The following is a 13,434-nucleotide window of genomic DNA, read 5'->3' as shown; positions in this document are numbered from 1 at the left end:
GAGGATTGCGCAGCCATGACTGCGGTGATGCCGCGTATATAAGTAGCGGTTTTACTGACTGCAAGGCAGGAAATCACCCGGAATCCAGCAAAACGAATGGTTTCTCGCTCAAATTCCGCCCAGCCAAAGTTGCGCCGTAAGCCGGTGGATTTGAAGCAATCTCGCATTTGAGCAGCCTTGCCGCTGCCATGCAAGCGGCAAGGTCGAAAATTGCGATTTTATCGTCCAAGGATCACGTCGAGCAATGAGGTGCGGTGCGGCCGTGCTGCTCTGGGCCGACCGCTGTCGCCGACATCGGCGGGCGGGATCTCGCTGTCATAAGGGTCTGAATTGTAGGGATTCGAACTGTAGGGATTGTTATCGTCGGACAGGTTCGCCGGAGGCAGGTCCTGCGGGTCCTCATTGCCAACCGTCTGGTTGACGATCTGCGGCTGGATCGGTTGCTGCATTGGCCGCCGCTGCAAGGACGGCTGCCCACCATCGTCCGCGCCGGAAATAATGTTGCCGATGCTTGTCGGCTGGTCGCCGTCCGGCCCTGTCTGCGCCACCGGCAAGCCGTTGTCGATGATCTGGCCGCCGCCGAAGATCGGCGTAGGCGTGATCCCCTTATGGGCCGCGACCATGAATTCCTTCCAGGCTTTCGCCGGCAGCCCGCCGCCCGTCACCTTGCGCATCGACTTGCCGTCGTCGTTGCCGAACCAGACGCCGGTTGTCAAATGGCTGGTGAAACCGACGAACAGCGCGTCGCGGAAAGACTGCGTCGTGCCCGATTTGCCGGCAGCTTGCCAACCGGGAATACGCGCGGCCTTACCAGTTCCCGAGGCGATAACGCCGGCCATCATGGCGTTCATGTTGGTGACGATATCCGGGTTCAGCACACGCTCCGGATTATTGGAATTGGCCTGGTAGAGCACCTTGCCGGAGGCGGTCGTCACCTTGGTGATGACATGCGGTGCCACCTTGAAGCCGCCGTTCATGAAAGGAGCATAGGCGGAGGTCAGCTCCAGCAGCGAGACTTCGGAGGTGCCGAGTGCGATGGAGGCATTGGCCTGCAGGTCGGATTCGATGCCGAGCCTGTGCGCCACCTTGATTACCTGCTCGGGGCCGACCTCGGCGATGAGCTGGGCAGCAACGGTGTTTAGCGATTTCGCCACGGCTGTCGCGAGCGTCACTGGACCGCTGTAACGCTGCTCGTAATTCTCCGGAGCCCAGTTGCCGATCTTGACCGGCAGGTCGTTGCGGATCGAGTTGGGCGTCAGACCCGCCTCCAGCGCTGCCGTATAGACGAAGGGCTTGAAGGCCGAGCCCGGCTGGCGCTTGGCGGTGACGGCACGGTTGAACTGGCTCTGCGCATAGTCGCGGCCGCCGACGAGCGCGCGAACGGCGCCTGTGGCATCGATGGAGACGAGCGATGCCTGAGAGGCATTCAGCTTCTTGCCTTCCTTTTCGAGCACGTCGCTCAGCGCCTTTTCGGCTTTCTCCTCCAGCGACATGTCGAGGGTGGTATCGACGATCAGGTCTTCCTTGACGGGGCTGCCGATCAGCTTCGGCAGCTGATCCATGACCATGTCGGCGACGTAGTTCTCCGCGCCGCTCCAATAGCTCGTGGTTCGTGTCGGAGGCTGCGCCATCGCAGTCTTGATATCGGATTCGCTGATAAAGCCCTGGTCGCGCATGGCCTGCAGCACAAGCTGGGCGCGGGCCTCGGCAGCAGCAGGATCGCGGGCGGGTGACAGCCTTGACGGCGCCTTGACCAGACCGGCCAGCATGGCGGCCTCGCCGAGATTGACGTCCTTGGCCGACTTGTTGAAGTAGCGCCGCGACGCCGCCTCGACACCATAGGCGTTCGAGCCGAAATAGACCCGGTTCAGATACATCGTCAGGATCTGATCCTTGGTGTACTTGTGCTCGAGCCACAGCGCCAGCAGCACTTCCTGAACCTTGCGTTCCAGCGTGCGGTCCGGCGACAGGAACAGGTTCTTGGCGAGCTGCTGCGTCAACGTCGAACCGCCCTGAACGGCATGTCCCGTCACGACATTCGTCACCACCGCGCGGCCGAGGCCGATCGGGTCGAAGCCGAAATGCGAATAGAAACGACGGTCCTCGATCGCGATGATGGCTTCCGGGATATAGGGCGACATGTCGCTGAGCGTCACGGCCTCGCCGCCGGTCGTGCCGCGATTGGCGATCAGGTTGCCTCCAAGATCCGTAATCTTGACGTTCGGTGGCCGCTCGGGAATGGACCAGGTGCTAGCGCTCGGCATGCGCGAACCATAATAGGCGACAAGGCCAGCGACGCCGATACCGGCCCAAAGGCAAAGCACGAGGCCCCAATAGATCGTCGCCCGGATAAATCCAAAAAAGCCGCGAGGCGGCGGGCGCCGGGCTGGCTTGCGACGACTGCGGGCGCGGCGGGGCTTCTGAACCACCGGCTCGTCCTCGTATTCATCGTCGTCATCTTCGTCTTCGTCTGGTTCCGGCTCTTCGTAGCGCTTGGCCGCGCGCCTGGGGCCAACGATACGTTCGCCGGCGCTGAATCCGTCATCGATGCGTTCCCGACCGCTAGAAAAGGATGGTTCTATCCTTTGGCGTGACTTTTTCTTATCTGCCATTGCGGGCCGGTCGTACCTCGGTGCCTGGAGCTGATGCCGAAAGATGTCAGCGGTTGTCGGACGAAATCATGCTCAATGTCTTTGATTCTGGAGCGGATTCAGATCTTAAGTCTTGCCGACCCAAGATCATCGGGCTCCCGTATTCTCACGTCTTCCGTCAGGGTAATCACGGTGGTGGTAACCGTGCTTTAGCGCATGCAACCGACTTTGTCTCGGCACGTCACCTTGAAAATGGATCCCGAATTTCGGGAAAGGCTGCTGCCCACCATTTGTTCACGAACCCCTCGTGAAGACATCAAGTCCCGCCTGAACTGTAAATGCGGCGATTTAAGGAGGGATTAAGAACATTTGCGCAGTGAATATCACAGCGACTCCGGCTCGGCTCGGTCATGCATCTCAAGGAACTTTCCGTCGTCTTGGGCATTATCCGACTACAAAACCGAGGGGCGAGCACATGAGTTCGTTGATCAAGATAGAGGAAGTTCACGAGAGCAAGCTGCGGGAGGTCTGGAGTGTCGAGGATTTTGCCCGACGCCATCGGATTGCCAAGGAGGAGGAAGCCAGGCTGAAGAAGCTGTTTGGCGACTTCGCGACGAAGCAGGAATTGCTCTCGAACGCGCAGAGGCCACCACTGTTCCGGTGAACCGGAACAAGCGGCCTGGTGCGAGGTTCATCGGGCGCTGCCTTGGCAGAAAGGCCGCGGCGGCGGAGGCTATATCGATGTGGAAACGTCTTGAATTATGGCTGGTCGACCGGATCGACCGCATCCTCGGCCTGGAGCGGCTCGCCCGTCGCGCAGGCTTCTCGCCGGAAGAAGCAAAGCGGATCGCGCGCGACAGATAAAGTTAAGCCGCCCGCACGGTGCAATGAGGCCTGTGATCATGCCGGACTGCCAAGAACAGAAGGTTGAAATCGGCGTAGCGCGCCTCAACGGTGGATACGATTACTCCGGGTGTCTGCGTCGATACTTCGCGTGGTGCGGCGAATCTTCAGTATTTTCGAAATGTCTGATCGAGGTTATAGTACCGTCATCTGGCTGTCTTGAAAGGCGGTTCCAGACGGTTTGGTAGCCTGTGAGGAGGAGTGTTCATGCGGCAAATCAAATGGAGCAATCCAATCGAGATCGGCTTTGCTCAGGGTAGTTTCCAGATCGTGACTGGGCCATCCGAGGCCTTGAATTGCATGGCTAATCTTTGGCCAGACCGCCGCGGCCCGCTGTATGTGGCGGCCAGAAGCCTGTGCCGTGCTGCAATCGATGGCCGCAAATCAGCCGAGGAAGCGCGGGAAATGTTCATTTCGGCAACGCGGGAAGCGCATCTCAAAATGCACTAGGGCGCTTTGCTCCCGACCGATTGCTTAACCGGTCGGCGATCGAGGGCCGATGGATGCGATGCAGACCTTGATAAGCTCGGGACCGTACTGCCCGGTAGAAGCGCCCAATATCATGCCGCCGCAGCATGTGCGGAAGGCCATCACTCCTTGGATGGAATGCTTCTCATGACAAAGGCCGGCGGCTTTTCAAAGCCGCCGGCCTTTGTTTTTCTAAAAACCAGAACACCGCCGTTTTATTTCGAACTGCGAAGACGCTCTATTCTATCGATCCTCTACGCATTCCTGACGGAAAGTCGCCACGTACTTTTCCGGAAGTGCTCTGGTGGAAGGTTGTCGTCAGCGGTTTGACCCTCTGGGAGAGACGGGAGAGAGGTTGCAATCCGGTTGCGATGCCGGGCAGTCCTTGTATCTGTATGGCGCGGGCGTTCCTGGGTTGGGCTGCGGCTGCGGCTGCGGCTGCGGTTGAGGCTGCGCGACCGGGGGCTGCTGTTGCGGTTGCGGGCGCGGCTGGTTGTCCGGGCGATCACGCGGGCGATCCGGCCGGTTACCCCAGCCCTGATTGTTGTCTGGCTGGCGGCGGCCCCAGTCGCGATTGTCATCCCGTTGTCCGTCCCAGTCGCGATTGCGGTCGCGGCGGCGATCCCAATTGCGATCCTGCCCGTCATTCCAGTCCGAGCCACGATTCCAGTCGCGACTGCGGTCAGGACGACGATCCCAGTTGCCATCCTGATCATCATTCCAGTTGGAGCCGCGATCCCAGCCTGGAGCATTGCGGTCCCAGTTGTTGTCCGGGCGGCGGTCTGCCCAGCCGGGGCCGCGGCGCCAGCGATCGCGATCACGGTAGAAGTCACGGCCGCGATAGTAGCGACCCCAATAGTCATCGAAATTGAAGACCACGGTCGGGATGCCGAGTGGACGATAATATTGCCGATCGACATAGATGCGACGCGACTGGTAGGTCGCCTGGATGTAACGGCCGGCAACCCAGCCGCGTCCGCCATAGAAGGAGACGTCGCACCAGGGCGTTTCGCTAAGGCAGCCGTTGATCCGAAGCGACACGCCGACCGGGATCATGGTCACGGCGGGATAGGCGGTGCTAGGGCCTGAGCGCATGTTGACGTTTGCGGTGGCAAAGCCCTCCGCAGCTTCCGCGACGGCTGGCAACGCAATGAAAGCGGCCAGCAAGCTCGCGGCAAGAACCTTGAACCTCATGAATATTCTCCCTTCGCACATCACGATCGCGAAAATGCGGCTTGATGCCTGTTCCGTGTTTGATGCGCCTACCCCGGCGCCATTCGCTATGACTTTCCAATTCCGGCAAGACAATGGCCCGTGCATGCACGGATTTCGATAGGTTACCATGCCGCATCTTCAATCCTTACCTGTGTTGTAAGTGTATCCGCATGAATGCAGCTTGAATGATCGCGGTTGGCACTTGGCTAAGCTGAGGCATTTTCAGCGAGGCCCGCTCGCCATTTGGCCGATCAGGATGGCGCAGTTGTCGCCATCTTGCTTGTAGCAAGAGAGAAATAATCGCCCGGCCTTGAAATCGCCACCTTGCTCTCCGATATAGGGTCCAGTCATGCAGCCCATGAATGGCTGGCGCGCTTGAAAGCGAGCCGTTTCATTCGTTGGGATTGTTGAGGAGAAGTAACGCTTCGTTAACCTCTAACAATCAATCTGGCTGCAGTTCCGCTTTCCCTTTGACCACGGATGTACTGGCACTGTTGAGAGAGCGGATGACGAAAGGCCGGATCGCTCCGGCCTTTTTGTTTTTTGCAGATGGCGTGTTCCCGAAAAAGCAGGGGCACGCCATTTTCGATTTGCGCGCCGACAGAAAGCAATAAAAAACCGCCGCAGTTTCCTGCGGCGGTCCCGAAACCTCGTCCGATAAGACGGATAGTCCGTGTCAGTTTACCTTCTTGGCCGAAACCTTGACGACCTTGGCCGGAGCCTGGGCAACATTTGCTTTGCCGGCCGGCACATAACCGGCGCCGATGGCAACGTTCAGCGAGATGTAGTTGTTGGCGCTCGATTGAACGGCCTGTGCCAAGCTCTGCTGGGCAGCGGTCACGTTACGCTGTGCGTCGAGAACGTCGAGCAGCGAGGACGCACCGTCCTTATAGCTTGCCGTCGAGAGCTGCAGGGCTTCCTGATAGGATTTGACCTGAGCATGCAGGGCGGCAACGGTCTGCGCATCGCGGGTTACGGCCGACAGCGCGTCTTCAACCTGCTGGATCGCAGTTCTTACAGTCTGCTGCCAGGCGAGGTAGTTTTCGCGGCTCGAGGATTGCGCATTCTTGACACCGGCGCGCAATGCACCGCCGTCGAAGATCGGCAGGTTCAGCGTAGGACCAAAGGACCAGCTGGTCAGGTTACCGCTTGTAGACCCGCTATTGCGGATATAGCTCGGCGAGATCGAACCGCTGAGCGTGATCGACGGGTAGAGCTTGGCTTCCGCCACGCCAATCTGAGCCGTCGAGGCTGCGAGGGTGCGCTCCGCAATGCGGATGTCCGGACGGTTGCGGATGAGATCGGCAGGAACGCCGCTGCGGACGCTGCCGCGGAAGACCGGCTGTTTGCCGCCACCCTGCATCTGCGCGATGATCGTTGCCGACGGCACATTCAACAGGGTTGCGATGTGATGTACGGCCTGGCGATAGCTAATTTCGTAGCCGGGAATGGTCGAAAGCGTCGAGTTGACGAGGCCTTCCGCCTGAACGACGTCGAGGCGCGATGCGGCGCCGGCTTCAAGCTGGAACTTGGTCAGCGAAAGCGTGTCGCGCCGCGATTTCAGGTTTTCCTGAGCGATCGCCACCAGCGACTGGTAGTAGCGGGCGTTGACGTAGCTGGTCGCCAGATCCTGAAGATAGGTCAGGCGGGCAGCGTCGACACTCGAATAGGCGGCGTCGAGCGAGGCGTTGGCGCCTTCCTGTGCCCGGCGATATTGACCCCAGAGGTCGAGCAACCACGAAACCGAGGCGCCACCACCCGTTACGTTTCGCGTTCCGATTATGCTGCGCAGATTCTGCGTGCCCCTTTGGCCGCTGGTCGTGTTCTCGCCGCTGAGCGTGAGGCTTGGGAGGCCGCCTGCGCCTGCGGTGACGACGGCAGCTTCCGCCTGGTTGATGCGCTCCAGCGTTTGCTGGATGGTAAGGTTCTGGGCAAGTCCCTGTGCTGCAAACGCATTCAGCTTAGAGTCACCGAAAGCGGTCCACCATTGCGAACTGGCGACATCGCCGTTCATCTTCGTACCGCCCTCCGAGAACTTGGCCGGTAGAGGCATTTCCGGTGGCTTATGGTCTGGGCCGCTGACGCAACCTGCCAGAATAAGCAGCAGGGCGGGGGCGGCAGTACGAATGGAAACCATCACATTGTCCCACAATTCAATTTACTGATCAGTGTTTTAAGGGCCGAACTTGACCCATATGTTTCGGCGCTCCAGTCTTACGCAGTACAAAAAATGACCCGAAGCAGTCGTCGTTAATCTAGCAATGAGTTTTGCAATAGCACAGTGGCTTTTACGAATTCTCGACGCCGAACATATGTGGGATCGGGCGAAATATCAGGGTGCCGGTAAAAAAAATCTAAAGTGTTGCAAAAAACATACCCTTTTTGCGCCCCTTTTCGGGCGCGGTATGTCCATGAAACGTCAAGCGGCACAACTTGGGGAACGTCACTCGACGAATCGATTGCGCCGAGTGACCATTCGAACTGTCCTTACGGGAAGTAGTGCGCCAGGCTTGCGCGAACCCTATCGCGGGGGCTCGCGGCACGATCGTCCGCCACAAAGGGTGTGCCGGTGATCGCTTCAAAGGCGCGGATGTAGACTTTTGACGTCTGTTCGACGAGGTCGAGCGGTATTTCCGGAATTTCGTCCTTGTAGGGGTCGCAGCGCTCGGTCACCCAGGCCCTTACGAAATCCTTGTCGAAGCTTTCCGGACGCGCACCCTTTTCGAAACGCTCCTGGTAGCTGCCGGCCAGCCAATAACGGCTGCTGTCGGGCGTATGGATCTCGTCGGCGAGAATGATCTGGCCGTTTTCGTCGGTGCCGAACTCATATTTGGTGTCGACGAGGATCAGGCCGCGCTGGCGGGCGATCTCCTGTCCGCGGGCGAACAGCGCCAGGGCGTAGTCCGAAAGCGTCTGCCACTGGTCCTGCGTAAGCAGGCCATTTTCCACGATCTGGGTCGGCGTCAGCGGCTCGTCGTGGCCACCGTCGAATTCCTTGCTCGTCGGCGTGATGATCGGTGCGGGCAGGATCTGGTTGTCGCGCATGCCGTCAGGCAGCGTGATACCGTACATCTCGCGCTGACCCTTCTTATAGAGTGTCAGGATCGAGGTGCCGGTGGTGCCGGCGAGATAACCGCGTACGACGACTTCGACCGGCAGGATATTCAGCCGCTTGCCGACGACGACGTTCGGATCCGGATAATCGATGACGTGGTTTGGGCAGATGTCGCGCGTTTGCTCGAACCAATAGCGAGCCGTCTGCGTCAGAACCTGCCCCTTATAGGGAATGCAGGTGAGGATGCGGTCGAAGGCGCTGAGGCGATCGGTGCTGATGATGATACGGCTGCCATCCGGCAGGTCGTAATTTTCGCGTACCTTGCCGCGATAGTAATTAGGCAGTTCCGGGAAATGGGCTTCGGAAAGAATTCGCAACGCGTCCACCACAGGCTCGTGCATCCGCCCAACGGATGCTTCTTGAGTGGACCCTTAGCGCATTGTCGGCGGAATCGGAACGATTTTCACATATATATAGATTGTCTTCCCGCATCCGTTGGCCCGTTTATCTGCCCGGAAGGCGCGCTAGCCGGGTATTCGCCAACCGCCATTTGCCGTCTTCTCCAGGATCGGTGTCGAGAAGACCCCGACGATCCGCTCGCTCCATTGCTTTCCGTCCGCATCGACACGGTCGCGCCAGCGTTCGGATTGCAGCATGGCCGCGCCAATCACTACCGGCTCGATGCCGCATGAGGCGGCAAGCGCCAGGCCGGAGACGATCGAGGCGCCGCTGGAGATGACGTCGTCGATCAGCGCCACCCGCTTGCCCTCGAGCAGCGGCAGCATGCGCGGATCAATATAGAGACGCTTCTCCTGGTTCGGGGTGGTGATCGACGAGAGCGAGACCGACAACTCGTCGCGGTACCAGAACTTGCGCGAGGTGCCGAGCGGCACGTAGCGCTTGTGGCCGAGCGCCCGCGCGACAGCACTTGCCAGCGTCAGGCCGAGCGTCGGCAGTCCGGCGACAACCTCGATATCGTATTCGGCAATCCGTGCCGCCAGCGCCTCGGCAAGCGCCTCCTGCACGATGAAACTGGCCTGATTGACGATCAGCGAGGTCAGCGCGTGCTCGCCATCGGCCAGAACGCGGATCGGCAATCGAAGCTGCCGCCCGTCCGGCAATTGGGCCACATAGAAATCGCGGCACTCCTGGCCTTCCGAAAAGCTCTGCGGCGGATGGAGTTCCTGCCAGAAATCATGAGGCTGCATTGCGTTTCGTCTTCGCTCCATTTTGTCCGTTCGACTTTAGATCCGCCCGCCGGCGCAAGCGAAGAATCTCGGTCTCCGTAAGCGCGCGGACTGCACCTTTCGGCAAATCGCCGAGCTCGATCTCGCCGAAAGTGACCCGCACCAGCCGCAGGCATTCGATGCCGAGCGCTTCCAGCATCCGGCGGATCTGCCGATTGCGGCCTTCCTTGAGTTCGACCTCGATCCAGCTGTTGCGATCTCCGCTGCGCAGCAGCCGAGCCGAGCTGGCGGTCAGAAGCTCGCCGTCGTCGATGATGCCGCGCTCCATCCGCGCGAATTGCTCGTCATCCATGATCCGGTCGACCTGGACGTGATAGAGCTTGCCGACATGGCTGATCGGATCGAGCAGCGCCTGTGCCAGCACCGTGTCATTGGTAAAGAGCAGCAAACCCTCGCTCGCTTTGTCGAGACGCCCGACTGGGGCAAGGTGCCGCGCATCGATATCCTTCAGGCAATCATAGACGGTCGGCCGCCCCTCGGGGTCGTCGCGTGTGGTCACAAGCCCGCGCGGCTTGTTCAGCATGAAATAGAGTTTTTCCTCGGCGGATATCGTAACGCCGTCGACGGCAAACTGCGCATTTTCCAGGTCGACCCAGGTTGAGGGCTCCGTGACCTTGCGTCCGTCCACAGTCACTCGGCCAGCCGAAATCAGCACCTCGGCTTGCGTGCGGGAACAATAGCCAAGCTTAGAGAGTGCCCGCGGCAACGTCACGCGCTTGCCGTCTGGCTCCTGCCTGCCCTTCGCCGTCTTGCCGGATCGCTGCGGTGAATGCCGTTGGCTCAACGGTCTTGCCTCGTGCTCGTTGCTGGAGTGGCTGGGCGCGCCGGCCCTGAAGCATAATCCTTTCGCACGAGGATGGCCGGGAGGCAAATCGGAATGTCGCGAATGAGGAGAAGAAGGCGGCAGGGCTCGCATTTCATGGATGCGAGCCCTGCCTTGGGCCGGAGCGGGCGATGGGGTCGGGTCGGCGGCGTCAAGGCTGCCGCCGTTCGCTCCGGAGGGATCGGCGTGGTTGGAAAACTGCATGGCTTCTTTTGCTGGGATTTTTCAAAACGGCGGAGATTTGTTACAGTTTGTAACGTCGGCGGTTTCCCTGTTGCCAAAACCACCTTCCAACCCGCATGGAGGGTCATGGTTTCCGCATCGCTTCTTCTGGTCGAAGACGACCGCGAGATTAGGGCGCTCCTGGAGGAGTTCCTGAGCCGCGAAGGTTTTACCGTGCAGGCAGCCGATAGCGCTGCCGCCATGGATCGCATCCTCGCCAAGGGATTTCCCGATCTCATCATTCTCGATCTGATGCTGCCCGGCGAAGACGGGTTGTCGGCATGCCGGCGCATCCGCGCCCGCAGTCAGGTGCCGATCCTGATGCTGACGGCGAAGACCGAGGATATCGACCGCATTCTCGGCCTCGAGATGGGCGCCGACGATTATCTCGGAAAGCCCTTCAATCCGCGTGAGCTTCTGGCGCGCGTTCGCGCCATTCTGCGCCGCTCCGGCCCTGAGCGCTCGGAGGAAAGTGCTGCCCCCGCTCGGCGCAAGCAGTTCGCCGGCATGACTGTCGATCTCGACGGCCGGGTGATCGAGATCGAGGGCGAGCGTCTCGTGCATCTGACGACGGCAGAGTTCGATCTGCTCGTCTGCTTCCTCGAAAGGCCGCGCCGAGTGCTGTCGCGCGACCAATTGCTCGACTGGACGCGCGGGCGTGGTGCCGATCCCTTCGACCGCACCATCGACGTGACGGTCTCGCGCCTTCGCACCAAGCTAGGGCATTGTCTGCCCGATGGCGTCCAAATCATAACCACCGTGCGCAATGCCGGCTATCTTCTCACCACGGACGTGAAGGATGTATGAGCCATGCTGAAACTCGGCCTCGTTGCCCGCATCATCATGATTGTCGCCGTGGCGCTGTTCGTCATCCAGCTTGCCGCATTCGCCGCGGCGCAACTGAAGCCGGATACCTCTTTCAATCCCGAGATTTCGCCGACCATGCAGGTCAAGTCCGCGATCCGCCTTCTCGACGCCATTCCGCTAGAGGCGCAGCCGCTGGCGATTCGCGCCCTCAATGCCAACGGCTTGGCCGTCGGCCTGACAGATGCGCCCGCCCAGGTGGAAAACGAGGCGGCATCCGATCTGACTCTGACCGACAAGCTGGCGCGCGAATTTGCCAACATTGCCTTTGGCAACCGCTACTTCAACATCCGTTCGCTTTCGGAAAAGCCGCAGGGCTGGTTCTCCGTGGGCGCGTCTGACCGGATCGTCGAAGTCTCGATCGGCGTTGCCGACGGCAAGGTGGCGGTCTTCAATCTTCCCGATACGCCGACAGTGCGATTGCATGGCGTGCCCGTCGGTCTTATCGCCGGTGTCCTAGGCATGCTGGTCGCGGTCATCGCGATCGTCGCCGTGGCCCGCGAGACCCGGCCGCTGACGCGTCTGTCCCGAACCGTCAATTCCATCGGCAATGGTTTGCAGCCGGTTTCCATTCCCGAGCGAGGCGCCTGCGAGCTCCGCATGCTGATCAAGGCCATCAATGCCATGCAGTTGCGCATTGCCGCCCTGCTCAACAACCGCACTCTGATCATCGGGGCGATATCGCATGATCTGCGCACCTATCTCACCCGCTTTCGCCTGCGCGTCGAAATGATGCCGGATACCCCGCATCGCGACCGCGCGATTGCCGATGTCGAGGCCATGCAGCGCCTCGTCGAGGATGCGCTGGGGTTTGCGCGCAGCACCGTCGTGTCGGAGGGCAGCTGCATCGTCGACCTCGATGCCGCCATCTGCTCCCATGTCGCTGAGCGTCAAGATGGCTCGGCCCTCGTCGCTTTTGCGCCGTTGGGACACCCATTGGCCGTTACCATGCCTGAGACCGCGCTGGTGCGGGTGCTCGATAATCTCGTTGACAATGCGCTGCGTTATGGTGGCCGCGCAGATATTCATGTCGAGCATCGGGGCAAAATGGGCGTCATCACCATTGGTGATCGCGGGCCGGGCATTCCGGCGGAGCGCCGCAAGGACGTGCTTGAGCCGTTCGTCAGATTGGAAGAATCGCGCAATCGCGATCTCGGAGGCAGTGGGCTGGGGTTGGCAATCGTCCGCCAAATTCTCGACGCGCACGGCGGCGTGCTCTGTCTTGAGGATCGCGACGGTGGTGGCCTCAATGCCGTCGTTCTGTTGCCGCTTGCTGCAGTACAGAGAAAAGCGGCCTGACGGCCGCGCGAACACACGATGTCTCCGCCCAACGTGTGCGGTCGACTCGGATATCGTGCCGCAAGCTCAGTGGCAGGTCAGAAACGCCCTGAGTTCCTCCCTGCTGAGGACAATGCCCTCGGCCGCCTTCTGCGGATCCGGATGTGTATAGGTGAACCTTGTCAGATCGGGCAGGTCCAATGCCTGGCGCATGCTCATAATACCGAGCGCGCGACGTCCGTTGGCGCTATCGACGCTGACTTCCACGATGCTTTCTGGTCTTGTCATGTGCATTGTCTCCTCCCTTCCCCATACTTTAGCAGGTTTTCCGATAAAATGGCGGTTTTTCTGAGGCTTGCAGCCATGGCCAGCCTCGGCCCTTTGATCGTCAGTATATGGTGTGGGGCTTCGGAAAGCGGCGGTCGGATCGTATTAAAGGGTAGGGCCCAATCCAAGGATGACGCACCTCGTCGGGTCAAATCGAAATTTTGACCATTTGGACAATGTTTTCGGAGGCGCTTGTGGGCAAAATTTCCAAGAACGTCCCCGCGGTCTAAAGTTCCATATTAAAATCAGTCCCTTAGAAAAATGTCAGAATTTTTACAATGGTGGTGTTGACTATATCGGGAGGTAGGGTCTATAAGCCCGATCACTGACGAGGGCGGCGGCGCTGCTGGCGACGACGATCTTCGCTCTAGTGTTTCCTGGATTGGCTGCGATGCTGATTGGTGGTTCTGGGCTTTCGGGTTCGGGATTGTGGGACGTGAT

General features: G+C 60.0%; 13 protein-coding genes. 6 read left to right on the top strand and 7 right to left on the bottom strand.

Annotated features, from left to right (window positions below; genetic code table 11):
• Positions 1 to 218 precede the first annotated feature (218 nt).
• Positions 219 to 2,612, bottom strand: a complete 2,394-nt coding sequence (locus QD461_RS22340) for a transglycosylase domain-containing protein (RefSeq protein WP_414089711.1) — start codon at positions 2,610 to 2,612, stop codon at positions 219 to 221.
• 454 nt (positions 2,613 to 3,066) lie between these two features.
• On the opposite strand from QD461_RS22340, the gene QD461_RS22335 reads away from it, so the two are divergent.
• The 3 genes from QD461_RS22335 to QD461_RS22325 all read left to right on the top strand — a co-directional run bounded on the left by QD461_RS22335 (position 3,067) and on the right by QD461_RS22325 (position 3,944).
• Positions 3,067 to 3,255 (top strand): hypothetical protein, encoded by a 189-nt coding sequence (locus QD461_RS22335; protein WP_414089710.1) that lies wholly within the window; start codon positions 3,067 to 3,069, stop codon positions 3,253 to 3,255.
• 77 nt (positions 3,256 to 3,332) lie between these two features.
• Positions 3,333 to 3,455 (top strand): hypothetical protein, encoded by a 123-nt coding sequence (locus QD461_RS22330; protein WP_414089709.1) that lies wholly within the window; start codon positions 3,333 to 3,335, stop codon positions 3,453 to 3,455.
• Positions 3,456 to 3,701: 246 nt separating this feature from the next.
• Positions 3,702 to 3,944: a DUF982 domain-containing protein gene (locus QD461_RS22325; RefSeq protein ID WP_184709515.1), complete on the top strand. Its 243-nt coding sequence runs from the start codon at positions 3,702 to 3,704 to the stop codon at positions 3,942 to 3,944.
• A gap of 336 nt (positions 3,945 to 4,280) precedes the next feature.
• Here QD461_RS22325 and QD461_RS22320 read toward each other — a convergent pair whose 3' ends face one another.
• Positions 4,281 to 5,156: an SH3 domain-containing protein gene (locus QD461_RS22320; RefSeq protein ID WP_414089708.1), complete on the bottom strand. Its 876-nt coding sequence runs from the start codon at positions 5,154 to 5,156 to the stop codon at positions 4,281 to 4,283.
• A gap of 383 nt (positions 5,157 to 5,539) precedes the next feature.
• Here QD461_RS22320 and QD461_RS22315 point away from each other — a divergent pair, with 383 nt between their 5' ends.
• Positions 5,540 to 5,791 (top strand): hypothetical protein, encoded by a 252-nt coding sequence (locus QD461_RS22315; RefSeq protein ID WP_414089707.1) that lies wholly within the window; start codon positions 5,540 to 5,542, stop codon positions 5,789 to 5,791.
• A 62-nt stretch (positions 5,792 to 5,853) separates the two neighbouring features.
• On the opposite strand, the gene QD461_RS22310 is transcribed toward QD461_RS22315, so the two are convergent.
• The 4 genes from QD461_RS22310 to QD461_RS22295 all read right to left on the bottom strand — a co-directional run bounded on the left by QD461_RS22310 (position 5,854) and on the right by QD461_RS22295 (position 10,263).
• Positions 5,854 to 7,314, bottom strand: coding sequence for an efflux transporter outer membrane subunit (locus QD461_RS22310; RefSeq protein ID WP_414089706.1), 1,461 nt, complete (start codon positions 7,312 to 7,314; stop codon positions 5,854 to 5,856).
• A gap of 350 nt (positions 7,315 to 7,664) precedes the next feature.
• Complete coding sequence (locus QD461_RS22305) at positions 7,665 to 8,609, bottom strand: phosphoribosylaminoimidazolesuccinocarboxamide synthase (RefSeq protein WP_414089794.1); 945 nt, start codon at positions 8,607 to 8,609, stop codon at positions 7,665 to 7,667.
• Positions 8,610 to 8,756: 147 nt separating this feature from the next.
• Positions 8,757 to 9,440, bottom strand: coding sequence for a phosphoribosyltransferase (locus tag QD461_RS22300; protein WP_414089705.1), 684 nt, complete (start codon positions 9,438 to 9,440; stop codon positions 8,757 to 8,759).
• Entirely contained in the window at positions 9,427 to 10,263 is an 837-nt protein-coding gene (locus QD461_RS22295; RefSeq protein WP_414089704.1) for a pseudouridine synthase, read from the bottom strand. The genes QD461_RS22300 and QD461_RS22295 overlap by 14 nt, the downstream gene beginning before the upstream one ends.
• Positions 10,264 to 10,611: 348 nt before the next feature.
• Here QD461_RS22295 and QD461_RS22290 point away from each other — a divergent pair, with 348 nt between their 5' ends.
• Positions 10,612 to 11,331, top strand: a complete 720-nt coding sequence (locus tag QD461_RS22290) for a response regulator (protein ID WP_184709505.1) — start codon at positions 10,612 to 10,614, stop codon at positions 11,329 to 11,331.
• A gap of 3 nt (positions 11,332 to 11,334) precedes the next feature.
• Entirely contained in the window at positions 11,335 to 12,687 is a 1,353-nt protein-coding gene (locus QD461_RS22285; RefSeq protein ID WP_414089703.1) for an ATP-binding protein, read from the top strand.
• Between the two features lie 66 nt (positions 12,688 to 12,753).
• Here the strand turns inward: QD461_RS22285 and QD461_RS22280 are convergent, their stop codons facing one another.
• Positions 12,754 to 12,960 (bottom strand): hypothetical protein, encoded by a 207-nt coding sequence (locus QD461_RS22280; RefSeq protein ID WP_184709501.1) that lies wholly within the window; start codon positions 12,958 to 12,960, stop codon positions 12,754 to 12,756.
• Positions 12,961 to 13,434: the final 474 nt, after the last annotated feature.

The organism is Rhizobium sp. BR 314 (assembly GCF_047445805.1).
In the GTDB taxonomy this organism is placed as follows: domain Bacteria; phylum Pseudomonadota; class Alphaproteobacteria; order Rhizobiales; family Rhizobiaceae; genus Rhizobium; species Rhizobium lusitanum_B.
This window is presented reverse-complemented; position numbering and strand designations above follow the sequence as displayed.

Coding starts and splice junctions, on each gene's coding strand:
- QD461_RS22340 (WP_414089711.1), bottom strand. CDS start 2,612: ATGGCAGATAAGAAAAAGTCACGCCAAAGGATAGAACCATCCTTTTCT.
- QD461_RS22335 (WP_414089710.1), top strand. CDS start 3,067: ATGAGTTCGTTGATCAAGATAGAGGAAGTTCACGAGAGCAAGCTGCGG.
- QD461_RS22330 (WP_414089709.1), top strand. CDS start 3,333: ATGTGGAAACGTCTTGAATTATGGCTGGTCGACCGGATCGACCGCATC.
- QD461_RS22325 (WP_184709515.1), top strand. CDS start 3,702: ATGCGGCAAATCAAATGGAGCAATCCAATCGAGATCGGCTTTGCTCAG.
- QD461_RS22320 (WP_414089708.1), bottom strand. CDS start 5,156: ATGAGGTTCAAGGTTCTTGCCGCGAGCTTGCTGGCCGCTTTCATTGCG.
- QD461_RS22315 (WP_414089707.1), top strand. CDS start 5,540: ATGGCTGGCGCGCTTGAAAGCGAGCCGTTTCATTCGTTGGGATTGTTG.
- QD461_RS22310 (WP_414089706.1), bottom strand. CDS start 7,314: ATGGTTTCCATTCGTACTGCCGCCCCCGCCCTGCTGCTTATTCTGGCA.
- QD461_RS22300 (WP_414089705.1), bottom strand. CDS start 9,440: ATGCAGCCTCATGATTTCTGGCAGGAACTCCATCCGCCGCAGAGCTTT.
- QD461_RS22290 (WP_184709505.1), top strand. CDS start 10,612: ATGGTTTCCGCATCGCTTCTTCTGGTCGAAGACGACCGCGAGATTAGG.
- QD461_RS22285 (WP_414089703.1), top strand. CDS start 11,335: ATGCTGAAACTCGGCCTCGTTGCCCGCATCATCATGATTGTCGCCGTG.
- QD461_RS22280 (WP_184709501.1), bottom strand. CDS start 12,960: ATGCACATGACAAGACCAGAAAGCATCGTGGAAGTCAGCGTCGATAGC.